The organism is Mesorhizobium hawassense (genome assembly GCF_003289945.1).
Lineage (GTDB): Bacteria > Pseudomonadota > Alphaproteobacteria > Rhizobiales > Rhizobiaceae > Mesorhizobium > Mesorhizobium hawassense.
This window is the reverse complement of sequence record NZ_QMBP01000025.1, coordinates 1-24,794: the sequence shown is the minus strand read 5'-3', so window position 1 is coordinate 24,794 and position 24,794 is coordinate 1. Positions and strand designations below refer to the sequence as shown.

Annotated in this window: 20 protein-coding genes; 10 read left to right on the top strand and 10 right to left on the bottom strand. The window is 65.5% G+C overall.

Features of this window, described 5'->3' with window-relative positions:
• Positions 1–64 precede the first annotated feature (64 nt).
• From DPM33_RS31995 to DPM33_RS31980, 4 genes are all read left to right on the top strand, one after another.
• Positions 65–487, top strand: coding sequence for an OsmC family protein (locus DPM33_RS31995; protein WP_112101359.1), 423 nt, complete (start codon positions 65–67; stop codon positions 485–487).
• Between the two features lie 5 nt (positions 488–492).
• Entirely contained in the window at positions 493–1,017 is a 525-nt protein-coding gene (locus DPM33_RS31990; protein WP_112101410.1) for a carboxymuconolactone decarboxylase family protein, read from the top strand.
• Between the two features lie 81 nt (positions 1,018–1,098).
• Positions 1,099–1,842 carry a 2OG-Fe(II) oxygenase gene (locus DPM33_RS31985; RefSeq protein WP_112101358.1) on the top strand — a complete coding sequence of 248 codons (744 nt, stop codon included), beginning with the start codon at positions 1,099–1,101 and terminating at the stop codon, positions 1,840–1,842.
• Between the two features lie 220 nt (positions 1,843–2,062).
• The gene (locus DPM33_RS31980) at positions 2,063–3,004 is read left to right on the top strand and encodes a Csu type fimbrial protein (RefSeq protein WP_167449285.1); all 942 of its coding nucleotides are present in this window, start codon (positions 2,063–2,065) and stop codon (positions 3,002–3,004) included.
• Positions 3,005–3,016: 12 nt separating this feature from the next.
• Here the strand turns inward: DPM33_RS31980 and DPM33_RS31975 are convergent, their stop codons facing one another.
• From DPM33_RS31975 to DPM33_RS31965, 3 genes are all read right to left on the bottom strand, one after another.
• A complete protein-coding gene (locus DPM33_RS31975) occupies positions 3,017–5,320 on the bottom strand; it encodes a fimbria/pilus outer membrane usher protein (RefSeq protein ID WP_112101356.1) in 2,304 nt (767 codons plus the stop codon).
• Positions 5,321–5,391: 71 nt separating this feature from the next.
• The gene (locus DPM33_RS31970) at positions 5,392–6,123 is read right to left on the bottom strand and encodes a fimbrial biogenesis chaperone (RefSeq protein ID WP_245442582.1); all 732 of its coding nucleotides are present in this window, start codon (positions 6,121–6,123) and stop codon (positions 5,392–5,394) included.
• A gap of 150 nt (positions 6,124–6,273) precedes the next feature.
• Complete coding sequence (locus tag DPM33_RS31965; protein WP_112101355.1) at positions 6,274–6,759, bottom strand: Csu type fimbrial protein; 486 nt, start codon at positions 6,757–6,759, stop codon at positions 6,274–6,276.
• Positions 6,760–7,054: 295 nt separating this feature from the next.
• Between DPM33_RS31965 and DPM33_RS31955 the strand changes: the two genes are divergently transcribed.
• Complete coding sequence (locus DPM33_RS31955; protein ID WP_112101353.1) at positions 7,055–8,677, top strand: ABC-F family ATP-binding cassette domain-containing protein; 1,623 nt, start codon at positions 7,055–7,057, stop codon at positions 8,675–8,677.
• A gap of 16 nt (positions 8,678–8,693) precedes the next feature.
• Here the strand turns inward: DPM33_RS31955 and DPM33_RS31950 are convergent, their stop codons facing one another.
• The 4 genes from DPM33_RS31950 to htpG form a co-directional block, all read right to left on the bottom strand.
• Positions 8,694–9,812, bottom strand: coding sequence for a tetratricopeptide repeat protein (locus tag DPM33_RS31950; protein ID WP_112101352.1), 1,119 nt, complete (start codon positions 9,810–9,812; stop codon positions 8,694–8,696).
• Between the two features lie 171 nt (positions 9,813–9,983).
• Positions 9,984–11,111 (bottom strand): serine hydrolase domain-containing protein, encoded by a 1,128-nt coding sequence (locus DPM33_RS31945; protein ID WP_112101351.1) that lies wholly within the window; start codon positions 11,109–11,111, stop codon positions 9,984–9,986.
• A 24-nt stretch (positions 11,112–11,135) separates the two neighbouring features.
• Positions 11,136–11,816 carry a type 1 glutamine amidotransferase gene (locus DPM33_RS31940; protein WP_112101350.1) on the bottom strand — a complete coding sequence of 227 codons (681 nt, stop codon included), beginning with the start codon at positions 11,814–11,816 and terminating at the stop codon, positions 11,136–11,138.
• Positions 11,817–11,935: 119 nt separating this feature from the next.
• Positions 11,936–13,822, bottom strand: coding sequence for a molecular chaperone HtpG (gene htpG / locus DPM33_RS31935; RefSeq protein ID WP_112101349.1), 1,887 nt, complete (start codon positions 13,820–13,822; stop codon positions 11,936–11,938).
• Positions 13,823–14,359: 537 nt separating this feature from the next.
• Here htpG and DPM33_RS31930 point away from each other — a divergent pair.
• Positions 14,360–15,781, top strand: coding sequence for a coiled-coil domain-containing protein (locus DPM33_RS31930; RefSeq protein ID WP_112101348.1), 1,422 nt, complete (start codon positions 14,360–14,362; stop codon positions 15,779–15,781).
• 39 nt (positions 15,782–15,820) lie between these two features.
• Here DPM33_RS31930 and DPM33_RS31925 read toward each other — a convergent pair whose 3' ends face one another.
• Positions 15,821–16,699: a hypothetical protein gene (locus tag DPM33_RS31925; protein ID WP_245442578.1), complete on the bottom strand. Its 879-nt coding sequence runs from the start codon at positions 16,697–16,699 to the stop codon at positions 15,821–15,823.
• A 440-nt stretch (positions 16,700–17,139) separates the two neighbouring features.
• Positions 17,140–18,795, bottom strand: a complete 1,656-nt coding sequence (locus DPM33_RS31920; protein WP_112101346.1) for an acyl-CoA synthetase — start codon at positions 18,793–18,795, stop codon at positions 17,140–17,142.
• Between the two features lie 169 nt (positions 18,796–18,964).
• Between DPM33_RS31920 and DPM33_RS31915 the strand changes: the two genes are divergently transcribed.
• Positions 18,965–20,518 carry a serine hydrolase gene (locus DPM33_RS31915; protein ID WP_112101345.1) on the top strand — a complete coding sequence of 518 codons (1,554 nt, stop codon included), beginning with the start codon at positions 18,965–18,967 and terminating at the stop codon, positions 20,516–20,518.
• 13 nt (positions 20,519–20,531) lie between these two features.
• Here the strand turns inward: DPM33_RS31915 and DPM33_RS31910 are convergent, their stop codons facing one another.
• Entirely contained in the window at positions 20,532–21,467 is a 936-nt protein-coding gene (locus DPM33_RS31910; RefSeq protein WP_112101344.1) for a hypothetical protein, read from the bottom strand.
• 146 nt (positions 21,468–21,613) lie between these two features.
• Between DPM33_RS31910 and DPM33_RS31905 the strand changes: the two genes are divergently transcribed.
• The 3 genes from DPM33_RS31905 to DPM33_RS31890 all read left to right on the top strand — a co-directional run bounded on the left by DPM33_RS31905 (position 21,614) and on the right by DPM33_RS31890 (position 24,733).
• Positions 21,614–22,720 (top strand): KamA family radical SAM protein, encoded by a 1,107-nt coding sequence (locus DPM33_RS31905; RefSeq protein WP_112101343.1) that lies wholly within the window; start codon positions 21,614–21,616, stop codon positions 22,718–22,720.
• 430 nt (positions 22,721–23,150) lie between these two features.
• Positions 23,151–24,014 (top strand): BA14K family protein, encoded by an 864-nt coding sequence (locus tag DPM33_RS31900; RefSeq protein ID WP_245442576.1) that lies wholly within the window; start codon positions 23,151–23,153, stop codon positions 24,012–24,014.
• Positions 24,015–24,307: 293 nt separating this feature from the next.
• Positions 24,308–24,733: a globin family protein gene (locus DPM33_RS31890; RefSeq protein WP_112101341.1), complete on the top strand. Its 426-nt coding sequence runs from the start codon at positions 24,308–24,310 to the stop codon at positions 24,731–24,733.
• Positions 24,734–24,794: the final 61 nt, after the last annotated feature.

Here is a 24,794-nt window from a genome sequence, read left to right as displayed (position 1 = left end):
GCCGACAGGACACCCATCGGTGCCCGCAACCTCGATTCTTGCAGTGTGGCCGAAAGGACATTTGATGAGCGAGCTTAAGGTGAGGACCCGGGCCACAGGCGCGCTCGCCGTCTTGCCGCCGGGCGGCCTGCCCGTGATCACCACCCCAACCGGCGGCACCGTCAATGTGGTCACGCAGGTCAGCGCGCCCGGCTTCAATCCACTCGATCTGCTCTATGCGTCGCTCGCCGCCTGCATGGTGCTCAGCGCCCGCATCGCCGCCAACCGCCTCGGCGTCGCCGACCGGCTGGGCGAGGTGAGGGCGGATGTCGGCGGCGAGAAGGCGAAGGACGAGCCCTCGCGCGTCGAGGCATTCAACATCAAACTGGAAATCACCGGCGATCTCGACGCCGCGACGAAGCAGCAAATCCTCGCCAACGCCGAGGACATCTGCACCGTTTCCAACACGCTGCGCGGCGCGCCGGCGCTGCACGCAACGCTGGGGTGATCGCGATGGCGCATCTCTCCGCGATCGACTACGCGACCGCCTCCGAAGACATCCGCGCCGAGCACGACCGCGAGCTTAAGCTGCGCGGCCGCATGACCAACATGAAGCGCATCCTGCTGCATTCGCCGGCCGCTCACCGCATCTATGCCGAATGGTTCACGCTACGCGACCTGCTCAGGCCCGCGCTCGACGACCGCGCCATCTGGCTGTTCTCGAAGGCGATCGCCGAGACGATGCGCGCCGAGATCCCGGTGACCTTCTTCCGCCGCGCGCTGATCGACAACGGCCTCGATCCCGAAGCGATCGCGCCGACGACCGACGAAGCGCTGCTGATGAAGTTCGGCAAGGCGGTCACGGCCGATGCCAATGCCGTTCCAGACGAAATCTGGGCCGCGCTCAAGGCGCGCTACGACGAGACGCTGCTGGTCAACCTCACCGCCTTCGCCGGCATCATGGTGGCGACATGCGTGTTCGCCAACGCGGTGAAGGTGGATCTCGATCCGGAGCTGGAGGGGTATAGGAGGCGGTGAGGCGCCTCGCCATCTTGTCGTAAATCGGGTGGCTCCCGCATCGCTTCCGCCCCACCTTGGTGGCGAGCAAGGAGCGAACCCATGACCATCCATTCCCTGAACACCAAACGCGCCGGCCGCTCGGCCGAATCCCGCGTCGCGGCGCAGGATTGGCGCGGCATCGTCTCCGAGCTAAATGCCCACGGCTGCGCCGTCATGCCCGGCCTGTTGTCGGCGGAAGAATGCGCCGAGATCGCCGGCCTCTATCCGAACGAAGAACATTTCCGCAGCCATGTGATCATGGCCCGCCACGGCTTCGGCAAAGGCGAATATCGCTATTTCAAGTACCCGCTGCCGGACCTCATCGAGGGGCTGCGCTCAGCCCTCTATCCGCGTCTCGCCACGGTCGCCAACGACTGGAACGAGAAGATGGGCGTGGCGCTTCGCTATCCGGCCGACCACGCCGCCTTCCTGAAGCGCTGCCACGATGAGGGCCAGACCAGGCCGACGCCGCTTCTGTTGCAATACGCTCCCGGCGACTTCAACTGCCTGCACCAGGACCTATACGGCGCGCTCGCCTTTCCGCTGCAGGTGGCGATCCTGTTGTCCGAGCCCGGCGAGGATTTCACCGGCGGCGAATTCGTGCTCACCGAACAGCGCCCGCGCATGCAAAGCCGGGCGGAAGTGGTGCCGCTGAAACGCGGCGACGCGGTGGTCTTCGCCGTGCACAACCGGCCGGTGCAGGGCACCAAGGGGTACTACCGGGTGAACCTTCGGCACGGCGTCAGCCGGCTGCGCTCCGGACAGCGGCATACGGTGGGCATCATCTTCCACGACGCGAAGTAAGGCGCGGCGCCGCCCCTGTCCAAAGTGGCCAACTCTTCTCGCGATATCCGGGCCAATCGAACTTCCTCCTGAATTGGCGCGATATCCCATTCTGCCCTGCGGGATGCTGTGATAGGCAAGCTCGATGGGCAGGGAGCAAACATTCGAGACGCGCAGGTCGAAAAGCCGCCGGCTTGATTGGACCGTTCCGCTTGCACGCGGGGTCGAGCGGGTGGCGCTCATGCTCGTGTTGCTGTTCGCCTTCGGCATGCAAGACGCCCGCTCCCAGAGCTGTTCGATTTCGGCGGCCAGCGGATCGTACGGCACGGTCGACATTCTGAGCGGCAGCTCGGTCGACACGACGGCGACCTTCTCCGTCAACTGCACCGGGACGAACAACAAGACCGTGCGACTATGCGTCGAGCTCTCGCCCGGCCAGACGAACACGGCTGGCAATCGAAGGTTGGCGTCCGGTTCCGATCGACTGGTGCACGAACTCTACAGCGACTCGTCGCGGACGACGGTATGGGGATCCTGGGGCCTGGCGACAACGGCCTATAGTCTCTTTCCCGCCGGTACTACCTACGATCTCAACCTGGGTTCCTCGGGAAGCGCCGGCGTCACCATGACGGTATACGGCAGGGTGTTCGCCAACCAGACCACCTCGGGACCCGGATCGTATTCCTGGACCATGACCACCGCGCCGGCTGCCGGCTATGACTATAAGACCGGATCCACTCCCGCTTGTCCGACGGGCACACGGCAAACCACGTCAACCGGCTCCGCCTGGACCGCGACGATCAACGCCAACTGCACCGTCTCCGCCTCCAGTGTCAACTTCGGTTCGGTCGGCGTCCTGGCCTCGAATGCCGACACGACCGGTTCGATCACGGTGCGCTGCACCAACTCGACGCCCTATACCATCGGCTTGGGTGCTGGCTCGGGTTCCGGCGCCACGGTGGCCAACCGGAAGATGACGAGCGGCGCCAGGACCGTGACCTATTCGTTGTACAGCGACAGCGCCCGCACCACCGTCTGGGGCAATACGATAGGGACCGACACCAGTGCCGGCACCGGCTCGGGTCTGGACCAGGTATACAGCGTTTACGCGCGCGCCCCCGCGCAAACGACGCCCGCGCCCGGCGCCTACAGCGACACCGTCGTCGTGACGGTCACCTACTGACGGCTTCTCGCCTCAGCGGCAGACGACCGGAATGACGACCTGTTCGTTGGTCCTTGATCGGTAGGCGAAGGACGCTTGGCATGAACCTTGGGCAGTCTCCGCCGTGAGGGTATTTCTGCCTGCAAGGCCTGTCACGTAGGCACGTCCGTCGTAGCCGACGAGGAAATCCCGATTGCCGTTGACCTTGATCTGCGATCCCACCGCGAGCGGCTGTCCGTCCGAGCCCGACAAGACCAGCACCGCGGCGTTGATGTTGGTGCGGACCCGGAAGTCCACGCGCACCCCCGAGCGGTCGGCCGGCGCCACGACGTCCTGCGTCGTGGCGACCTCGGCGTCGACTGGCAGGTTGGCGGTGCCGATGGCGATCTTGTTCCTTTGATAGGAGCGCAGGCCCGGCAGCAGCAGCCGGCCATGCGCGTCCGTAACCCCCACGGGGCGATTTTCATATAAGACGCCGACATTGGGCACGCCTGTGTCGACGATGGCGAAGCTGTCGTCGATCCGATCGGTCAGGAACACCCCTGAGCCCATCGTCGCGATCGCGCCATCGACCTGCGCGGTCGCCGTGGTGCCGGAACTGGAATGAAGGACAGCGGCATCGGCCTGCCCGTAGGATGAGCGGTAGGATGCCGCTGCCGCGCCTTCGGTGGATTTCTGGCTGAAGCTGGCCCGCCAGCCGATGCTGCCGGGTTCCTGAGCCAGCGGCTTGCTCACTTCGGCGAGCGCCTCGACGCCGTCGCGGCCCGCGGAAACCCCCGATGATGCCATCACGTCGCCGCCGATCGGGACGGACAATGCGCCGAACAGGCCGACATGCCGGTCCCCGCAAAGCTCGGCGAAAGCGGTGGCGTTGAAATAGCCGAAGGGCAGCGTCCGTGAATAGGAGGCGGTTATGATCCGCGATCTGTTGCCGGTCGCGGGTGTCAGGTCGATATAGCTTGCCCCTATGCTGCCGTTGCCGGACGGCAGAGGCACGCCGAACGAGATGCTGTTGAGCGTCTTCTGCGGTCGGCCATCCCCAACGGATCCGTCGGGGTCGAAATCCAGAAGGCTGAAGAATGCGTGATCGGCCCCCGCCTTCTCCCGAAGTCGGCTGCTCGCCGAAGCGAGATCGTCATAGTGCCCGAACGTCATCTGCGCGCTTGCATTGATGCTGATGTCGCCTAGCCTCATTTCGTAGGAAGCATAGGCCTGTGCGCCGTTGCCGGTATCGCCATGGCTGCCGGACAGGGCGAACGAAGCGACGCCAAGCGAGCCGGTGCGTGTCACCAGGCCGGCGCCGCCATTCACCATTTGGCCGGAGGCCTCAGCATGGCCTTCCAGCGTCAACCAGTCGTAGATGCCCTTACGCAGGCTTGCCGACACGACCGGCTGGTTGAGCGCATAGGCGTCCGAAGTCGATCCGTAGCCGAAGCGCGGGAGACCGCCCTCCAGCGAAAAGTCCGATAGTCCCGGCCTCAGCAGGTTGGGTGAAGCATAGAAGGGCACGGTCGTGCGCGTCTCGTGACCCGCCGCGTCGCGCAGCACGACGCGCGCTTCTCCACCGCCGGTCGTGACCGGAATGTCGGTGATCTGAAATGGCCCGGGGCCGACCTCGCGCGAATAGGTTTTCGCATCGTTGACGTAGACGTCCACCGTGGATGGAACCGCCGCGCTGCCGCCGACGGAGGCAAGCGGCTGGGTGATCAGGTCGGTGCGAAGCCCGAAATTGCGGCGCAACTGAAGCCCGCCGATGCGGATCGGCCTCGTCCAGGCGAAGCCGCCTGTGATGGCGTCGCCGGCCTGATAGGTGAGCAGTCTTTCGGGGTCCGAATAGCTGAACGTGGTATCGAGCCTGAGCGCATCGGCTTGGCCGTCCTGGTCCAGCCGCAGGATCGCCGACTGGCCGAGCGTGCCGATCGGCGAGAAGGCCCGCGCGTCGAGGGTCGCGGAGACGCCGCTGAAGCTGAAGTCGGTCTTGTCCGCATCCTGTCGAGACGCAGCGAAGAGATTGTAGTTGAGGACGCCGCCCGTGCCTGTCTCCACGTGAGGCGGAGCCTCGCCATCGGGCCGCGCGTCGTAGTTGATCGTCCCGCGCAGGCCTTCATTGATGCTCAGATAGATGCGTTGCTCGCGTTCCTCGTAGCGATAGGCCAGGCCCTGAACGGTGTCGAGCATGACGATGGCATCGCCAGGCCTGTCCTGGCCGACGGCCAATCCCAGGGCGCGCAGTTCATCCGGGCTGGTTCCAAAATGCAGTCCATCGGTGGATGTGAACGCCGCGATCTGGTTGGTCGAGGCGCCGTTGACAAAGACCTCAAGCTGAAAATGCTGCATTTCTGCGGCAGCGGGATCGAACCGTGCCAGTGTGCAGACCAGTATCGAAAATACCAGGAGGCGTGCCGCCCTCACGGCCCGCCATCAACCGCGGCAACCGCGTTGATTGCACCTTCGTTGCCTTCCGCGGAAACCGAGATCGATCCATTTGTAGCGAATTTTCGCCCCTTGACCGGCACGGTCCACTGCATGGTGGACTTACCGAGAGCATATCCGACCAAGCCATTTCCGAAGGAAATCTTGTGCCCGCCGGCATCCCGCAACGAGAGCGCGGAGATGCGCAGGCGCGTGCTGCCGCTGTTGTGGGCGGAAACGATCAGTCGTCCGTCCCGCTTCGACACCGTCCAGCTGACGGCCGGCTGCGTTCGCTGAGGCGAGCCGAAGAAGACCGGTATGGAGTAGCGCACGAGCAACCGCACTACACCGCCGCGCGCGCGGCTCGCGTCAGGCAACTCGTCGATGAGCAGACGATAGGACTCTTCGGCCGGCACCGGCCGTTTCGTCACGCGCACGATTCGCGCGACGTAGTCGGCACCCGGGGCGAGCGTGATCGCGGGCGGCGAGGCGACGACATCCTCGGTGGGGGTGAGGGATTCCTCGCCGTTCGACTGCGACCAGCGGAAGACGCGGATCTGAACGGTGCTTGGGGTAGATCCCGCATTATGCAGCGTGATCGTCGAGGCAGCCTGGGGGGCAACGACGTCGACCAGGGCAGGTTGCACCTGAAGGGAGTCCGCGCGCGCCGGCAATGATCCCAAGAGCAGCGCCGCCGCCAGCGCCAGCGCCGAAGTCAACTTCACCACAGTCAATTTCTCCTCCGCAGGCCTTGGGGCGGCCTCGGTTGCTGGAGCGGCTCAGCAGTCGATCGGGATTGCTGGTCTGCTCAAGAGATTGTTGATTTACACGCGATACCCGAACGCAAGGCCCTGTTGCCGGGCTACGCTGGCTTGCGCCTAGTAGGTGACCGTCACCGTCACCGTGTCGGTATAGACCGCCGGAGCGGGTGTCGTCTGCGACGGCACGCGACCATAGACGGTGAAGCTTTGAGCCGAGCCATTGCCGGTCGCCGAGACCGTGTCTGTGCCGACGGTGTTGCCCCAGACGGTCGTCCTGCCACTGTCGCTGTAGAGCGTATAATTGATGGTGGAAGCACCGTTGGTCATTTTGCGCGTGGCAACGGTCGCGCCAGAGCCGGTGCCTGCGTTCAGGCCGATATTGTAAGGCGTCGTGTTGGTGCACTGGACCTGCAGCGTCGATGTCTGGTCGACATTGGCCGCGATGACACCCGACGATCCGAAGTTGAGCGTCGCCGCGCTGGTGATGGTGCAGGATGCCGTAATGGTCATCTGGACGGACATCGAGCTGGTCGTGGTCGTCGCGCGCGCTTCGCCGCAGAAGAGCGCCAGCAGAGCCAGGCATGCTGATGTTTTCCTCCACATGGGCGAGAGTCCTTGACCTAGGGTTGAAGGCGGTTGATGAGCAGGCCGGCGTTCGTTTGGTAAAAGATATGCCTGCGCATGGTTAATTAAGAATTACTAATGTAACTAGTACTAATGTACAGTGCGGGGAGGCGCCAGCCGCTGCCCTCGACACGGTCGACTTGGCAGGATTTGGGCAAGGGGCGATGCATAAGGGGTTCCCTTATCCCGCGCGTTCGCTTATTGGCCCTACTCCCTACTCCCTACTCCCTACTCCCTACTCCCTACTCCCTACTTCCTACTCCCCTACGAACCCATGATCCGTCTTGAAAATATCGGCAAGCAGAACGGCCGACAGATCGTCTTCATCGAAGCCTCGGCCGCCTTGCAGAAGGGTGAGAAGGTCGGGCTGGTCGGCCCGAACGGCGCCGGCAAGACGACTTTGTTCCGCATGATCATTGGCCAGGAGCAGCCCGACGAGGGCCAGGTCTCGGTCGATCGCGGCGTCACCATCGGCTATTTCAGCCAGGATGTCGGCGACATGGAAGGCATGAGCGCCGTCGCCGAAGTCATGGAAGGCGCCGGGCCGGTCAGCGCGGTTGCCGCCGAGATGCGCGAGCTCGAGCACGCCATGGGCGATCTTGAGCGCGCCGACGAGATGGATCAGATCATCGAGCGCTACGGCGAGTTGCAGCACCGCTTCGAGGAGCTCGACGGCTATGCGCTGGACGGCCGCGCCCGTGAGGTGCTCGACGGTCTCGGTTTCAGCCAGGAGATGATGGACGGCGACGTTTCAAAGCTCTCCGGCGGCTGGAAGATGCGCGTGGCGCTCGCCCGCATCCTTTTGATGCGCCCCGACGTCATGCTGCTCGACGAGCCGTCGAACCATCTCGACCTCGAAAGCCTGATCTGGCTGGAGAAATTCCTCAAGGACTATGACGGCGCGCTGCTGATGACTTCGCACGACCGCGAGTTCATGAACCGCATCGTCACCAAGATCATCGAGATCGATGCCGGCCAGCTCACTTCCTATTCCGGCAATTACGAATTCTACCAGGAGCAGCGCGCGCTGGCCGACAAGCAGTTGCAGGCGCAGTTCGAGCGCCAGCAGGCGATGCTGGCCAAGGAGATCGCCTTCATCGAGCGCTTCAAGGCACGTGCCTCGCACGCCGCGCAGGTGCAGAGCCGGGTGAAGAAGCTCGACAAGATCGACCGCGTCGAGCCGCCGAAGCGCCGCCAGACGGTGGCCTTCGAGTTCCAGCCGGCGCCGCGCTGCGGCGAGGACGTGGCGACGCTGAAGGGCATTCACAAGGCCTATGGCAGCCGCAATATCTATTCCGGCCTCGACTTCCAGATCCGCCGCCGCGAGCGCTGGTGCGTCATGGGCGTCAACGGCGCCGGCAAGTCGACGCTTTTGAAGCTGGTCGCAGGCGCCTCGAAGCCGGACGAGGGCTCCGTCGCGCGCGGTCCCAGCGTCAAGATGGGCTATTTCGCCCAGCACGCCATGGAGCTGCTCGACGGCGAGCGCACCGTGTTCCAGACGCTGGAGGACAATTTCCCGCAGGCCGGCCAGGCGCCGCTGCGCGCCTTGGCCGGCTGCTTCGGCTTCTCCGGCGACGAGATCGAGAAGAAGTGCCGCGTGCTGTCGGGCGGCGAGAAGGCGCGGCTGGTGATGGCGCTGATGCTGTTCGATCCGCCCAACCTGCTGGTGCTCGACGAGCCTACCAACCACCTCGACATCACCACCAAACAGATGCTGATCGAGGCGCTATCGCAATATGAAGGCACTATGCTATTCGTCTCGCACGATCGCCATTTCCTGGCGGCGCTGTCGAACCGTGTTCTGGAGCTGACGCCCGACGGCGTCCACACTTATGGCGGCGGCTACACCGAATATGTCGCGCGCACCGGCCAGGAGGCTCCGGGACTGCGAGGATAGGGAAGGGCGCGGTCGCTTATCCGCCGATCTTCGTTAGTTCTTCCTTGGCTTTCGTGCTCCAGTGCGCGGCGCGCTTGAGGAATTCCAAAGCCTTGGTCTTGTCCGCTTCATAGCCTCCCTGGCCTTCCGCCATGTAGCGGGCGAGCGCCAGGGTCGCGTCTTCGTTGCCTTGCTCGGCTGCGAGCTTGTACAGGCGCGCCGCCTCATGCGCGTCCTGAGGCAGTCCGCCTCTGCCCGCTTCGTAGAACCTGCCGAGGTGGTACTGTGCGTCATCATTGCCCTCGTCGCTCGCCTGCCTGTAAAGGCGGGCGGCTAGGTTCTCGTCTTTCGGCACCTGGAGACCTTGTTCGTAGACGCCGGCCAGAATTGTCCGCGTGCCCGGATTGTCGCCGACCGCGGCCTGGTGCATGAGGCGTTGGGCTTCCACCTGGTCTTGCGGCAAGCCGCCGTCGCCGGCCAGATAATCTGTAGCCAGGAGCATCGCCGCCTCGGCGCTGCCGAGCGCCGCGGCCCGCTGCCACAGGCGCACGGCCTCCGCTTGCTGGCGGTCGTCATCCTCCTGCATGCCCAGCGCAAACAGAGCGTCGGGATCGTTCGTGTCGGCAGCCTGCTTGACGAACCTGATTTGCGCCTCGCTGCGCTTTTCGCTGACGGAAGGCTGCAGGAAAAGCAGCCTGCGCACCTGCTTCACTTCCGCGGCATCCGACAGGGCGGCCTTGTCGAGCAGGCGCATGGCCTCGCCGACGTCCTGCGGGAAGCCGGCGTTTCCCAACCAATAGCGTTTCGCCTCCACGACCATGGCTGCGGGGTAGTTCCGGTCCGCGGCAGCCTCGAGGTTCCGGCCCGCCAGCGCCTGTTCCTCGTCCGATTGTTGATCGATGAGCCAACGGGCCAGGTGCGCCCGGCTGAGATTGAAAAGGAGGCGCGGATTGTCGGCATCGGCGGCCAGCGCCGTCTCGCAGGCTGCGATGGCTTCAACCGGTTCGATCCCGTACAGGCCGATGCCCTCGCCGAGCCTGTTGGGGTCGGTGGGCGAGCCAGCCAAACGGTCGCATTCGGTCGGCTGCCCGGCAAATGCCGCCTTCGCCGTCAACAGACTGAACACCGCAGCGAAAATCATCCGGCGCATCCGCATGGCATTCCCCTCCCACCTGTCTGGTTGCGCAATGTTGTAATCGAATTCTGCGCGCCCGGCACGTGAACTGCGTCACAGTTCAACGGCATCGGGATCAGCCAAATCCATCCTGGCGACACGATGCGCGTGGCAGCCAGAGTGCTTTGCGGAACCGCGGCGACGCGTGAGCCGTCAGAGCGCGTCGTAGACGGCGTCGATCAGGGCCCTGCGGCGCGGGTCGACATCGTCGAACCCCAGCATGCGGTTGGTGACATAGCCGAACCCGACGCCGGCGTCGGGATCGGCAAAACCGACGGCGCCGCCCCAGCCGGTATGGCCGAAAGTTTGCGGCGAGGCGCGGCCGCCATAGACAGGATCCTCGATCTGATAGCCGGCGGCGAAGGCGGCCGGCAGCGCGAAGCTGTCGTCCATGCCGCGAAAGCGCGGCCTTGCAGCCTCCTCGACCGCCGCGCGGCTGATCAAAGTCTTGCCGCCCAAAGTGCCGCCCGCCGCCATCATGCCGTAGATACGCGCCAGCGCGTGCGCCGTGGATTGGCCGTTGCCGCCCGGTACCTCGGCGGCGCGCCAGGCGCGGTCGTTCGGCGCCAGGGCGCGCGGCGCCGGGTTGTCGCACGCGTGGGGGAAGGACGAGGCGCGCACGAACTCGACCCAGTCCGACGTCTTCGGACCCTCGATCATCTCGGCGGCCCGCAAATCCTCGGCCTGCGGCAGGCCGACATGGAAGTCGGCTCCGAGGGGGCCCGCGATCTCTTCGGCGATGAAACGTCCGACGCTGCGCCCGTCGACGCGCCGCACCGCTTCGCCGGCAAGATGGCCGTAGGTGAGCGCGTGGTAGACGCAGCGGCTGCCCGGCTCCCAGAGCGGCGGCATGGCGGCAAGCGCATCGACATAGGGCGTCCAGGCGAGCAGGCCCGCCTCGTCCATCGGCACGGCGAGGCCGCTGAGCCCCGACTGGTGCGACATCACCTGGTCGAGCGTGATGCGCTCCTTGCCGCCTTCCGCGAATTCCGGCCAGTAGCGCGCGACCGGCGCCGCGTAGTCCAGCTTGCCGCGCTCCACCAGCATCGCGATCGCCAGCGCCACGACGCCCTTGGTGGAAGACCAGACATTGATCAGCGTGTCGCGCCGCCACGGCCGCGTGCGCGCGGCATCCGCGTGGCCGCCCCAAAGATCGACGACGGTCCTGCCTTGAAGCACGACCGAGACGCCGCCGCCATGCTCGAGGCCTTCAGCAAAACACCAGGCGAACGCATCGCGCACCCCGGCAAAACGCGGATCGCAGAGACCGTCTATGTTCATGCGCGAATTCCAGCCAACAGCGCCTCAGCCAAACAGCCTGGTCACGAAGCCGCCGAACCAGCCAAGCTGCGCCTCGTGGTGGGCTTCCATCAACCTGTCCTGAAGGGGGCGGTCCTGCGCGCCGAGGGTTCCGTAGGGCGCGCCTCGCCGCTCCTGCCAGCGCCGGAAACCGGCCGGACCCTGCTCGGCATGGAACTGCAGCCCGTAAGTTGTCTTGCCGATCCGAAACGCCTGGTTGGGAAACGTCTCGCTCGAGGCCAGATGCACCGCGCCGGCCGGCAGGGCGAAGGTGTGGAAATGGTTCTGCGGCAGGAAAAGCGGCCGGTCGAGGAAGTCGCCGGCCTCGACCGTCGGCGTGATCTCGAAATAGCCGAACTCCCTGATGCCGCTTTCCACCGGCCCGACATCGGCGCCGAGATGCCAGGCGATCTGCTGCGCGCCCTGGCAGATGCCGAGCAGCGGTAGGTCGTTGTCCAGGCAATGCTCGATCAGCGCGGCTTCGTGATCGAGGAACGGATGCTTGTCGGTGTCGTAGACGTTGAACGGACCGCCATAGATCACGGCGCCGTCGACATTTTCGAGATCGATCGCCTCACCCTTGAACGGCATCGCGGTGGTGACCGCATGGCCGTTCACTTCCAGGGTCGTCTGGACATGATCGTCGCCCGGCTCTTCCGAGTGCCTGACCAGAACAATGCGCTTCATCGGAGCTCCTGCCGCTCATTCCAGCGAGACGACGATAGAGCTTGGCGGGCCGCCGGAAATGTGCCAGCGTCCAGTTTCGGCTGGACGCTGGTGGGTGGCGCAAACGCAGCGCCGGGGCATCACCCCTTCGCCAACCCGCGATCGATCAGCCGCGCCAGGCGCGCCGAGAAGGCTTTCGCGTCCGCCGGCTTGTCGCCGTCGAGCACGCGCGCTTCGTCGTAGAGCAGGTGTGCGGCGTCTTCCTTGAACGCCTGTTCGTCGTCGCCGAGTTTGGCCAGCGCCGCGACGCGCCCATGCCGCGGGTTGATCTCGAGGATCGGCTTGGCGGCCTTGTCGAGCCGGCCGGCGGCGTTGAGCAGCCGCTCGAACTGGCGGTCGGGGCCATGCTCGGGCGCGACGAGGCAGACGGCGCTTTCGGTCAGCCGGTCGGAGGCTTTCACGTCCGACACCTCGTCGCCGAGCGTCGTCTTCACGAATGCCAGAAACGTCGCGATGTCCGACGGCGTTTCGGCATCCGGCTTCGCCGCGTTCTCGGGCAGCGCGACATCGGCAAGCTCGGCGGCGCCCTGCGTCACCGATTTGAACGGCTTGCCGTCGAATTCCGGCGCCATGGTCACCCAGAAACTGTCGACCGGGTCGGTGAGCAACAGCACCTCGATGCCGCGCGCGCGAAACCCTTCGAGCTGCGGCGAGGCCTCGAGCCGCGCGCGGTCGTCGCCGGCCATGAAGAAGATCGCCTTCTGGCCTTCCTTCATCGCTCCGACATAGTCGGCAAGGCCGCGCCAGCCTTCGCCCGAAGCGGTCGAGTGGAAGCGGGCAAGCTTCAGCAACTGCTCTCGCCGCTCATAATCCTCATAGAGGCCTTCCTTGAGGACGACGCCGAAATTCTCCCAGATCTTCGCATAGGCTTCCGCGTCGTTTTCGGCCGTCTTGGCGAGGTCGCCAAGCACGCGGTTGGTCACGCCCTTGCGGATCGATGCCAGCAGCGGGCTTTCCTGGATCATCTCGCGCGAGACGTTGAGCGGCAGGTCGGCGGAATCGACCAGGCCGCGCACGAAGCGCAGGTAGCGCGGCAGCACGTCGGCATCGTCGGTGATGAAGACGCGCCGCACATAGAGCTTCATGCGGCCCTTGCGGTCCTGGTCGAACAGGTCGAACGGCCGCGATCCCGGCACGAAGGCCAGCACGCTGTATTCCTGCCGGCCCTCGGCGCGGAAATGGATGGTCGAGGCGGGCTCGTCATACTGGCCGGCAATGCTGCGGTAGAAGTCGGTGTATTCCTCCGGCTTGATCTCGCTCTTCTGCCGCACCCACAGTGCCGTGCCATCGGCGATGTCGCGCGGCTCGGCGCCGGGCTTTTCGACGAGCGCGATCGGCACCGGCACATGGCCCGACTGCGACTTTGCCAGCCCTTCGAGCCGGTACGGCGTGGCGTAGGAAGAGGCGTCCTCCATCAGATGCAGCACGACGCGCGTGCCGCGCCCGGGCGCCGTCTCGAGCGGCGCCGGCGCGATCTCGTAAGTGCCCTTGCCGTCGGACGACCAGCGGAAGGCCTCGTCGCTGCCGGCCTGGCGGCTGATGACGTCGACCCGGTCGGCGACCATGAAAACCGAGTAGAAGCCGACGCCGAACTGGCCGATGAGCTGCGTGTCCTCCGTCGCCTTGCCGGCCTCGACGCGTTCCAGGAACGCGCGCGTGCCGGAGCGCGCGATGGTGCCCAGCGCCTCGGCCATCTCGTCGCGGCTCATGCCGATACCGTTGTCCTCGACGACGAGCTCTTTGTTGTCCGCATCGGCGGCGATGGTGATGCGCGGTTTTGCGTCGTCGCCCAGCAGCTCGGGCCGGCTGACCGCCTCGAAGCGCAGCTTCTCGCAGGCGTCCGCCGCGTTGGAGATCAGCTCGCGCAGGAAGACGTCGCGGTCCGAATAGACCGAATGCACCATCATGTGCAGCAGCCGCGAGACGTCCGCCTCGAATGTCCTGGTTTCAGTCTTCTGTTCCGTCATCTCGACTTTCCCAAATCTCCGTTCTGCCTGTCGCGCCAAGCGCGTTCAGGGCTTCATCCTGCGGTTGTTTCAATTGTGTCCGCGGTCCGGATAGGACCGGCTTCGGCAGGGACAATATCGGGATGGCCGGCGAAGGCAACAAGAGGTGCGGGAGAAGCAAGGGGAAGAACGCCCCCATCGAGCGCCTTTCGATCGAGAGGCGTCGGCGGGGGGCGGGAGGTTTCACTTTTAGTGCTCGTTTGAGGCCTCGAAAGTCCTCGCATCGGTCATGTGAATGATGACAAGCAGCTCTCTGTCTTTCCCTTTTGCGGCGCTGGCTTCCAGCGGCTACCCGGAGAGAAAATTAACATATGTTAGGAGCGGAAGAGGGATCACCTGGCAGCGGATCGCACACGATTGGCGCCGGCGATAACCTTAATTTTGGTTTCCTTTGCATAGGCTTCCCGAACGGAAGGTAAAGGGATAGATTAGCAATTCGTTAAGTACGCCCGGGGGCGAGCGTAAGGTTGTGTCGTCGAGCGTAAGGGATGTGTTGTGATGAATTTCAAGTCTCTGATCAAGCGGGCCGAGGACGTCGATAAGGAATTTCAGGAACTTCAATCGGATCTGGCGGAAGCATTCGAGGACGTTCTTAAAGATGATGAACAGCCGCCGTCGGAGGACGGTGCCGTTGCCGGCCAGGACCTTGTGGCAAGCGACGAGACTCCGCCGCCCGAAGAGCAGCCTGAGCCAGCCCCATCGCGGCTGACGCCGCATACCCAGACGCGGCTTGCCGCCCTGGAGGCCGTCGCCGGGCTTTTCCGCGACGGGCAGGGCCATCTGCAGGAGATCGAGGCGAAGCTCTCGGAGATCGCCACCGCGCATCATATGACGCGCGAGGTCCTCAACGTCTTCCATCGCGACGTGTTGCGCTCCAACGAGCTGGAACTGGCAAACCTCGCCCTCACCAACGAACACAAGGCGCTCTCGGAACAATTGCTCGACGCCGCCCGCAAGCAGCGCGAGCGCGACGGCGCGGCCGAGGCCTGGCAACAGCGCGAGGCGAGCCTCGTCCAGGACCGGGAGCAGCTGCGCTCCGCACTTGCGGCCGTGCGCCTGGAACTCGTGGAGATGGGCAATGAGGGCTCGAGGCGCGAAACGGAGTTCGGCGAGATCGTCAAGGCTCTGACCGCCAAGACCGTCGAGGTCGACAGGCGCGGCGCCGAAAACAAGCTGCTGCGCGAAAAGCAGGTCGGCCTGTCGGTCGATCTGGAGCAGGCGCAGAAGCGCGAGGCGGAGGCGAGGCACAAATTCGACGAGTTCGCGGCAACCCACACCAGTGAAACCGCCCATATTGCGGAGCTGATGGCGCAGATCGGCAATCACGAAAGAGAAGAGGGCCGGCTGCAGAAGACGTTGGAGGCGACCCAGGCCAGGCTTGCCGAAACAGCCGAAGCGGCGCGTATCGCCGAAAGCGACGGCGCGGCCGAATTGGCGCGCGGCCAGGCCGAGATGCGTGGTTTGCGTGCCGAGATCCAGGAATTGCAGTCGCGCCTGGACAAGGTCACGACCGACAATGGCGAAGCCGCGGCCGAGATCGTCAGCCTCAAGGCGCAGTTGAACGACACCGTGACCGAACGCCAGATCGCGGAGGAAAGGCTCGCCGTCCTCAAGGAAGAGAGCGAAATCGACAAGAAGAACCTGTCAGCCGTCACCACCAACCTGTCGCAGCTTTCCCTGCAGCAGGCATCCGAGCAGATCCAGCTCGATATCCAGAAGCAGGAATGCGAGGATCTGCGCGCCGAGATCGAAACGCTCAATGCCCGCATCAAGGAGTTGCTGCCTTACGAGCGGCTGCACAGGGTGACCGACGCCAGATCGCGCAAGGATGCCGCGCCTCCGGTCAACGGCATCATCGCGGAAGCGGCGCGTCCCGCTCCGCGGCGTGTTCCGCGGCGAAATCTGCGCACCGCAGGCTGAGAAACTGCCGGTTACTTTCCCGAAATTGCTTCTGGCCGGCTATTTGCCCGCCATGCTGTCGGCGAGGCCCTGCGCCTGCTTCAGCAGCGCCGGGAAGGATGGATCGCCGGGCAGTCGCTGGGCCATGCAGGCGCGGTAATCGGCATCGCCCTTTTCCCAGGCGGCGTTGGCGGGATCGGAAGCCGACGAATCCTCCTGGTCAGATCCTTGATTTTCCTGCTGCGTCTTCTGCGCGGCGGCGTCGGCGGCTGCCCAGATCGAGTCGCAGGCCGCGATCTTCGGCACGGCGGGCGAGGCGGAGGCCTCGGCAATCAGCACGCGGTCGCCTTTGACGACCGCCACGACGACGCGCTGGTCGTAGATCGGCCCGACATCCTGCGTCCAGCCGCCGAGCCGGGCGACGACCATGTCGGCGCCGTCGGGCTTCTTCAGCGAAAAGTCGAGCGTGCCGGAGAACGCCGCGTCGCTGCCGATGGCTTGCGTGTAAAAATTGTCGAGCTTCAGCGCCGCGCCGATGTCCGTGGGCAGCTTGAAATCCGCTTCGGTCTCGGCCGATTTGGACTTGAGCCAGCGCTCGGTCAGCCCGCGCGTCGAGGCCACGATGCTCGGACTGTCGTCGCTCTGGGCATAGCGCAACCCGTCGAGCATGCCGTAGCCGATATCGGAAGCGTTGAGGCTTTCGATGTTCATGGTGCCGGTCGCCGGAAAATCCTTGACCGAAAGCGGGCCGAGAATGGTGGCGAGCCGCTGCTGCAGGTCGGCCAGCGCCTTCTCGTTCTGGGCATCGATGGTTTCGATGGCCGTGTTGGCGCTTTCCTGCGCGGTGATGTCGGCAATCGCCTTGTCGCGCGCCGCGATATAATCGTCCTCCGGCGAGGCGAAGGCCGCGCTGGCCGAGAGTGTGAGAAGAAGTGTCAAGACCAGCCGCATGATGTGCCCCGTTTCGCCCAAACCGTATGCATGTTTGCTGACAAGATCAGGCTAAAAGAAGGCCGAGTGCGGCGCCGCAACTGCTGATCTCCCCCCTAGTGGGGGAGATGCCCGGCAGGGCAGAGGGGGGCGCGAAGGAACGTAAACCATTGAGGTCGTCATCCTAGGGCGAAGCAAGGAGCGAAGCGACGCAGCGCAGACCCCAGGATCCATGCCGTGACGCTAAAGCGTTGCAACGGTTGAGAATTCTGCTCCGTTGCACCCTTCGGTCAAGGTCACGGCATGGATCCTCGGGTCAAGCCCGAGGATGACGAAGCGCTGGGACAGGCCGATCCAAGTACAGATACGTCGGCGGGACAGCGCCCCCCTCTGTCCTGCCGGACATCTCCCCCACTAGGGGGGAGATCAGCTGTTCCCGCCTTTGCGCCTCACCCCTTCCGCTTCTCCACTTCCGCTTTCCTCAGCAAAAACCGCTGGATTTTCCCGCTCGGCGTCTTCGGCAGCTCGCTGACGAACTCGACCTCGCGCGGATAGGAATGCGCCGAGAGCCGCTTCTTCACATGCTGGGCGAGTTCCTCGGCCAGCGCCTCGCTACCCTTGAAGGCAGGCGCAAGCACCACGAAGGCCTTGACGATCTCGGTGCGCTGCGGATCGGGCACGCCGACCACCGCCGCCTCGTTGACCGCCGGATGCTCGATCAGCGCGCTTTCGACGTCGAACGGCCCGATGCGGTAGCCGGCCGAGGTGATGACGTCGTCGGCCCGGCCGATGAAGGAGACCGAGCCGTCCGGCTCATATTCCACCGTGTCGCCGGTGCGGTAATAGCCGCCGGCGATCGCCGGCGTTTGCGCCTGAAAGTAGCCGTCGAACCAGCGCAGCGGCGAGTTCTTGAGATCGACGGCGAGAACCCCGGGCTGGTTCGGGCCGAGCTCGTTGCCTGCCTCGTCCAGCACCACCATGCGATATCCCGGCATGGCAAAGCCGGCCGAGCCCGCGCGGACGGTGTGCGATAAGCCGTGATGGTTGTTGACCATCATCCCGTTCTCGGTCTGGCCGTAATGGTCGTGGATCGGCGCGGCAAGATGGGCGTCGAACCAGCGGATCACTTCCGGGTTGAGCGGTTCGCCGGCGCTGCTCACCACGCGCAGTTTTCCTTTGACGCGGGCCGCGGCCTCGGGTCCTTCGGCCATCAGAAGGCGATAGGCGGTGGGCGAGCCGGCAAGGCTGGTGACGCCCAGGCGGTCGATGATCTCGTAGGTCGATCTGGCGTTGAAGGCGCCTTCGTAGAAGGTGGTGGCGATGCCGAGCTGCAGCGGCCCGGTGATAGCGTAATAGAGCCCGTAGGCCCAGCCGGGATCGGCGATGTTCCAGAAGATGTCGTCGGACGTGAGCCCGATCGCGTCGCGCATATAGGCGCCGAAGGCCAGCAGCGCGCTGAGCGGCACCGGCACGCCTTTCGGATGTCCCGTCGTGCCGGAGGTCGACATCATCATGAACAGGTCCGACCCCTTGCGCATCACCGGCGCGCAGTCGGGCGAGGCGGCCGCAAGCGCGGCGCGGAAGTCGATGTCGCCGGCGGGCAGCACATCGCCGGAGCCAAGGATGGTGGCGATGCGCGGGCGGTTTTCCACCTCGTCGAGCTTGCCGCGATTGGCCGGGTTGGTCACCACCAGCCTGGCCTTGCTGTAGCTCAGGCGGTGCTCGACCGCCTTCGGCCCGAAGGCGGTGAACAAAGGCTGGTAGACCGCGCCGACGCGCCACGTGCCGAGGATCAGCGTCACCAATTCAGGAGTGCGCGGCAGCATGCCGGCCACGACATCGCCGGGGCGAACGCCAAGCTCCTTGAGCAGGGTGCCGACGCGGCCGGACATGTCGGCAAGGTCGTCGAAAGAGTATTCGCGCAGCTCCCCGCCGGCCGAGATCGCGCGCAGCGCCAGCCGGTTCTCGCCGGTATGGCGGCCGCAGCATTCGACATAGGCGTTGATGCCGGTGGCGGGATCGCCGTGCAGGCGTGCGATCTCGTCCTCGATGCGGAATTGCGCGACGGCATCCTCATAGCGCGGCAGCGCTGACGTATCGGTCATGGCCATCCTCCCTGGGTGAGCGCCTCGCCTCCTCGCGGGGCGGCGCCGGGTCGGAGATTGCCTTAAAACGCAGCGCGGGTCGATTGCGGCGAAGCTCGACGGGCGAGTTGGCCCCGCGCGCGCCTGACTATACTATGATCATGTGAGTGCGGAGAGGGGAGGCGCCAGCATGCGGCTTGATCGCAATCTCTTTCATTTGATTTGGGCCGTCGCCGCGGCCGTCGCGCTTTGGCCGCATGCGGCATCGGCCGAGCCAATCTCGGCTGAGCGCGTCGCTGCGGCGCTAACGAAGCTCGAAGCGCTGGCGCAAGGCGCCGTCGACGATGGCGGCGTTCCCGGCCTTGCCATTGCCGTCGTGCATGACGACGAGGTGGTGTTCCTCAAGGGGTTCGGTCATCGCGAGGCCGGCAAGCCGGAGGCCGTCGACGCCGACACCGTGTTTCAGATCGCTTCTCTGTCCAAGCCGGTCTCGGCCACGGTCGTGGCGGCGCTGGTCAGCGACGGGGTCGTATCCTGGGATTCGAAGATCGCCGACCTCGATCCGGCCTTCCGCCTCGCCGATCCGTATCCGGCGAGCGAGCTCACCATCCGCGACCTGTTTTCGCATCGCAGCGGACTTCCAGGCACCGCCGGCGACGATCTCGAGGACATAGGCTACGATCGCGCCACGATCCTTCACCGCCTGCGCTTCGTGCCGCCATCGTCGAGCTTTCGCGCCGGCTACTCCTACTCCAATTTCGGCCTGACCGAGGGCGCCGTCGCCGCCGCCAGGCCGACAGGCAAGCCCTGGGAAGACATCGCCGAGGAGAAGCTCTACCGGCCGCTCGGCATGGCCTCGACCAGTTCCCGTCACGCGGATTTTGTCCAGCACGCCGATCGCGCAGCGCTCCACGTCAGGGTCGACGGCGCCTGGGCCGCCAGGATCAAGCGCGATCCGGACGCCCAGTCGCCCGCCGGCGGCGTCAGCTCCACCGCGCGCGATCTTGCGCAATGGGTTCGCCTGCTGCTCGGCGACGGCGTCTACGCCGGCAAGACGCTGATTGCCGCCGACGCGCTGGAGCAGACCCACGTTCCGCTGATGACGCGCGGCAAGAACCCGGTCTCCGGCGGCGAATCCTTTTATGGCCTTGGCTGGAACATCGAATTCGGCCGGCACGGCCTGAGCTGGGGCCATGCCGGCGCCTTCAGCGTCGGCGCCCGCACCCTGGTGACGATCTTTCCGAGGGAGAAACTCGGTATCGTCATCCTCGCCAACGCCTTTCCGACCGGTGTGCCGGAGGGGCTGTCCGACAGCTTCGCCGATCTCGTCTTCGAGGGGTCGGTCGAGAAGGATTGGATCGAGGCGTGGAACGGCATCTATGTCGGCTTGTTCGGCCCGATGGTCGAGACGGCCAAGGCCGCCTATGCCCGCCCGCCGTCTCCGCCGACGCCGTCCCGGCCGGCCGGCGCCTATGTTGGCCGCTACGCCAGCGACTTCATCGGCGATGCCGTGGTGTCGGGCGCCGGCGACGGCCTCGTGCTCAAGCTCGGGCCGTCGGGGGCGCGAACCTATTCGCTGGCGCATTTCGACGGCGACCGTTTCGTCACGTTCCCCGACGCCGAGACGCCGGACAGGCCCGCCGGCGTCAGCTTTGCCGTCGGCCCCGACGGCAAAGCGTCGGCGATCACCATCGATTTTCTCGACGACAATCATATGGGCACGCTGCGGCGTGCCCCCGATTAAGGCGACTGAGCGGTCAGGAAGCCCGCCCATACTGGAGCAGTTTGAAGCAGTCGCCGCTGCCTGAGCTCGACTGCGTCAGCACCGGCTTAGACCGGTCGAGCCATTCCTGGTGCGATCTGGCGTCGGCCTCGATCGCATCGACCGGAGCAGCTTTGACGAAGCCGCGCCCCTGGCCGAACAGCCAGCAGGCCCGGGCCAGATGCCTTCTGGCGCGCTGGCGTAAGAGGTCGGCATCGTAGAAGATGTCGAGCACTTCCTGCTTGATCCGGCGCTCCTTTTCAGGGTCGGCGACCACCGTCCCCACCGGCTCGCCGCCGATCGTCTGCTGCAGATCCTTGTAGTCGAGCGCAAGCTGGGTGGTGGCGTATTTGATCTCGCTCTCGTCGCGCACGATGTCGAACCACAGCCTGGGATCGAGCTCGTTGACGACGAAGGAGGCTTCGAAATCGCGCGAAAGGTTCAGCGCCTCGAACTCCCCGATATCGACGTCGTGCTCGACCAGGAGGATCTTGGCCGCCTGCTTGCCGAGCTCTGTCCCCTGCAGGCTGACGGCGGTGTTCTTGCCGCCGAGATCGGGGCTGAGATAGGGGCCTCCCTCATCCAGCAGCTCGTCGAATTCATCGAGCGACTGCATGACCGGCGCGCCGCGGGCGATGCGGGCGGCGAGCTTGGCCAGAACCTGCTGCAGCTCGGTCTCGCGTTTGCGCTGGTCCTGGTAGTTTTGCTGGAAGAAGAAGATGAACAGCGAGACCCCGATGCCGATCAGGATCACCCCGAGCTGCGAGAAGATGTTGCGGTAGTATTCCAGCAGCTTTTCGCGGTGTCGCACGTCGTCGCGCACGCTGCGGGCCACGCGCAGGTTGACGATCAGCGACAGGATCAGCAGTCCCGCGCCGACCAGGATGAGGCCGCCGATGAGAAGGTAGCCATGGCCTGCGCTGAAATTCATTCGCGTCGTCCCGAAGCCCCGGAGAGGACAGACTACTGGCATTTCGCTCAAATACCTATGGTGCAGGCCGGGCGCCGCGACGTCGCTTGCCATTGACCCCGCCGTCCATTGGGCCGATATCCCCGCGAAACCGCCCCGAGACCCTGATGACCTCAGACGCCAATCTTAAGGAAGCTGCCGCCCCCGACGCCACCTGGCAAGCCGATGTCCGCGAAGGCGTGCGCCATGTCCGCGACCTCGCGCCCCTGCCGCTGTCGCCGGCCGAACGCGCCGCTGCCCAGGAGGCGGCCGCCGCGCACAAGGTGCGCGTGCCAAAATCCTATCTCGACCTGATCGACTGGAACGACCCCCACGACCCGATCCGCGCCCAGGTGATTCCGTGGCCCGATGAACTCGTCTCGGCTGAAGGCGAGCTCGACGATCCGATCGGTGACCATGCCTTCAGCCCGGCGCCGCGGCTGACGCACCGCCATGCCGACCGCGTGCTTCTGTTCCCGACCTATCAATGCGCCGTCTATTGCCGCTTCTGCTTCAGGAAGGAGTCGCTGACCTCGATTGGCCGCGGCTACACGCGCGAAGCGCTGGAGCCGGCGCTGGCCTATATCGCGGACCACCCGGAGATCCGCGAGGTTATCCTGACCGGCGGCGATCCGCTGTCGCTGCCCGACAAGGCGCTCGCCGAAATCCGCGCTCGGCTGGAGGCGATCCCGCATCTGAGGCTCTTGCGCATCCACACGCGCGTGCCGGTGGCGCTCCCGTCGCGTGTCACCGCCGGCATGGTCGCGGCGCTGCAGGGCAGGCTGATGGTGAGCGTGGTGACCCACTTCAATCACCCGCGCGAGCTCACGCAAGCGGCTGAAGCTGCCTGCCGCACGATGCGGCTGGCAGGCTTTGTGCTGCTCAACCAGAGCGTTTTGCTCAAGGGCGTCAACGACGATGTCGAGGTGCTGGAGGAGCTCTGCCGCGAGCTGATCTATCGCCTCGGCGTGAAACCCTATTACCTGCACCATGGCGACCTCGCGCGCGGCATGGCGCACCGCCGCACCACGGTTGCCGAGGGCCAGGCGCTCGTCGCCGAGCTGCGCCGGCGCCTCTCCGGCCTCTGCAACCCGACCTATGTCATCGACCTGCCCGATGGCGGCGGCAAGGTGCCGCTGGCGGCGAGCCATATCGAAGGGCGGGAAGGGGAGATCTGGCGCATTCGCGGCCAGGACGGGAAGCTGCGGGAATATCGCGAGGTGGTGGCCGGCTGATGAGGCCGGGCGCCGGTCGAAAGCGGCCCGACAGCCCTGTTGGGGGCAAAGGATGCCGGGCTGCCGGGCCTGACCGGCGGGCGTTGGAGGCCGCCGGCTGAGACAAGCATGGGTCCGACCCGCCGGAACCGCACCATGTGAACGAAGGATCGCTTGCCTATTCCTTCGTTTGGAGGATGCAGCCGCCCGGAAAAAGGCGGACATTGACGGTGATCCTTCCGGATCATCGGTGATCCTCCTGGATCATCAAAGACTGCAACTGCAAGAGTCCCCATGCTAGGATCCCTCCTAGCTATCCTTGAGCCTCGCCTGCTTCTCCCCGGAGCAGGCGAGGCTCCCCGCTTCTGCCAGGGTCTCAACATCGCCCTCTTCTCGTGGGAACTGGAGCCTTCGCCCCGCATTCTATCAGCGGGACCTGAAGGAGCGTTGCGTGAAGGCTTTGTTGGGAATTGTCGGCGGCTTCGTGCTGACCCTGGCCGTGTTCGCCAGCGGGCTCGCCTTCGCCACCTGGATGCTGGCCGCCAAGCCGGTGCGTCAGGCCACGCCCACGATCGGCGTTTCCGAGCTCTGGACGAAGGACGCCCAGCCGGTCGATCCGCAAAAGCAGAGCCTCGAACGCATTCCCGCCCAGCAGGCGGCGGCCGTGCCTGCCAAGCCGGGTGAGCCGGCCAAGCCGGACGGCGCGGCGCAGGCCACCGCGCTGGCGAAACCGGCGCCGTCCGCGCCGCCGCGGCTGCAGCCATTGCCGGACGTCTCCGGGCCGGGCCAGCCCGCGTCGGACGCCAACGCGGCCCAGCAGCCGGCGCCAGCCGATGAGCAGGCTGAGCAGCAACTGCCCGTCGCGCATCTGCAATGGTGCGCCACCCGCTATCGCAGCTACCGCCCGCAGGAAAACAGCTACCGCTCCTACAGCGGCGAGCTGCGACCCTGCATCTCGCCCTATTACGACCCCGGCGGCGATCGCACCGCCTCGACCGGCCAAAACGATCCGCAGGGCCAGAACGACCAGGCGAACGGCGAGCCGGGGGCGAACGGCCAGCAGGATGCCACGACCGAAGACCGGATGATCGACGACCAGGCCGAGATGCAAGGCTACGCCACCTCGCGCGGCGGCTACGCCACCACCTATGGCGGCCCGCCGGAAGAGATTTCGCCCGAGGCCGAGGCCCAGGCACGGGGCGGGCCGGTCTCCGCCGATCACGCCGACTACTGCTTCAACCGCTACCGCTCCTACGATCCGCGCGACAACAGCTACCAGCCCCTCGACGGCGGCCCGCGCCGTCAGTGCGAGTAGGGCGCCGACGCTTTTCCTCGCCCCCGCCAGCGGCGGGGGAGAGGTGGCCGCGAAGCGGACGGAGAGGGGGCTTCGTAAAGCGTTACCTTTCCCAATCGAGGTTTGCGCCATTCCCCCGCTCCGTCTCGGCTTCGCCGAGCCACCTCTCCCCCACATCGTGGGGGCGAGGAACCAGGCTGAAGCAGCCCGATACCTTCCGGAGACCATCCTGAAACATACCCTCCTTACAACCGGCATGCCGGCGAAACGCTGAAGCCCGATGGTCGCGCGGACTGAAATCCAGGAGCGCACCCATGACATCCGACCAGATCAAGCTCGTGCAGGATAGTTTTCGCGAGGTCGTCCCGATCAAGGACGCGGCGGCGGCCTTGTTCTACGAGAAGCTGTTTTCGATCGACGGCAGCCTCAGGGCGCTGTTCGTCGAAACCGACATCAAGAAGCAGGGCGCCAAGCTGATGGCGGCGCTGGGCTTCGTCGTCCACGGCCTGTCGCGCGCCGAAACCATCCTGCCCACGGTCCAGGACCTCGCCCGGCGCCATGTCGGCTACGGCGTCGAGGAGCATCACTACGCCACCGTCGGCCAGGCGCTGATCGAGACGCTCGCCGCCGGCCTCGGTGAGGCTTTCACGCAAGAGGTGCGCGAAGCCTGGGCAGCGGCGTACGGGCTGCTGGCAAGTGTGATGATCGCGGCGGCGCGGGACGTGCAGCTGGCGGCTTGAACGCTTAGGGAAGCTAAGCTGGAGCAGCGCCGAGTTCCGTCACGCCCCCCTCTGTCCTGCC

Excerpts from the sequence above, each read along its gene's own strand:
- htpG (WP_112101349.1), bottom strand. The coding sequence starts at position 13,822 with ATGACGGAACAGAAGACTGAAACCAGGACATTCGAGGCGGACGTCTCG.
- DPM33_RS31995 (WP_112101359.1), top strand. The coding sequence starts at position 65 with ATGAGCGAGCTTAAGGTGAGGACCCGGGCCACAGGCGCGCTCGCCGTC.
- DPM33_RS31950 (WP_112101352.1), bottom strand. The coding sequence starts at position 9,812 with ATGCGGATGCGCCGGATGATTTTCGCTGCGGTGTTCAGTCTGTTGACG.
- DPM33_RS31945 (WP_112101351.1), bottom strand. The coding sequence starts at position 11,111 with ATGAACATAGACGGTCTCTGCGATCCGCGTTTTGCCGGGGTGCGCGAT.
- DPM33_RS31990 (WP_112101410.1), top strand. The coding sequence starts at position 493 with ATGGCGCATCTCTCCGCGATCGACTACGCGACCGCCTCCGAAGACATC.
- DPM33_RS31980 (WP_167449285.1), top strand. The coding sequence starts at position 2,063 with ATGCTCGTGTTGCTGTTCGCCTTCGGCATGCAAGACGCCCGCTCCCAG.
- DPM33_RS31955 (WP_112101353.1), top strand. The coding sequence starts at position 7,055 with ATGATCCGTCTTGAAAATATCGGCAAGCAGAACGGCCGACAGATCGTC.
- DPM33_RS31905 (WP_112101343.1), top strand. The coding sequence starts at position 21,614 with ATGACCTCAGACGCCAATCTTAAGGAAGCTGCCGCCCCCGACGCCACC.
- DPM33_RS31985 (WP_112101358.1), top strand. The coding sequence starts at position 1,099 with ATGACCATCCATTCCCTGAACACCAAACGCGCCGGCCGCTCGGCCGAA.
- DPM33_RS31920 (WP_112101346.1), bottom strand. The coding sequence starts at position 18,795 with ATGACCGATACGTCAGCGCTGCCGCGCTATGAGGATGCCGTCGCGCAA.
- DPM33_RS31975 (WP_112101356.1), bottom strand. The coding sequence starts at position 5,320 with ATGCAGCATTTTCAGCTTGAGGTCTTTGTCAACGGCGCCTCGACCAAC.
- DPM33_RS31910 (WP_112101344.1), bottom strand. The coding sequence starts at position 21,467 with ATGAATTTCAGCGCAGGCCATGGCTACCTTCTCATCGGCGGCCTCATC.
- DPM33_RS31890 (WP_112101341.1), top strand. The coding sequence starts at position 24,308 with ATGACATCCGACCAGATCAAGCTCGTGCAGGATAGTTTTCGCGAGGTC.
- DPM33_RS31930 (WP_112101348.1), top strand. The coding sequence starts at position 14,360 with ATGAATTTCAAGTCTCTGATCAAGCGGGCCGAGGACGTCGATAAGGAA.
- DPM33_RS31940 (WP_112101350.1), bottom strand. The coding sequence starts at position 11,816 with ATGAAGCGCATTGTTCTGGTCAGGCACTCGGAAGAGCCGGGCGACGAT.
- DPM33_RS31915 (WP_112101345.1), top strand. The coding sequence starts at position 18,965 with ATGCGGCTTGATCGCAATCTCTTTCATTTGATTTGGGCCGTCGCCGCG.
- DPM33_RS31965 (WP_112101355.1), bottom strand. The coding sequence starts at position 6,759 with ATGTGGAGGAAAACATCAGCATGCCTGGCTCTGCTGGCGCTCTTCTGC.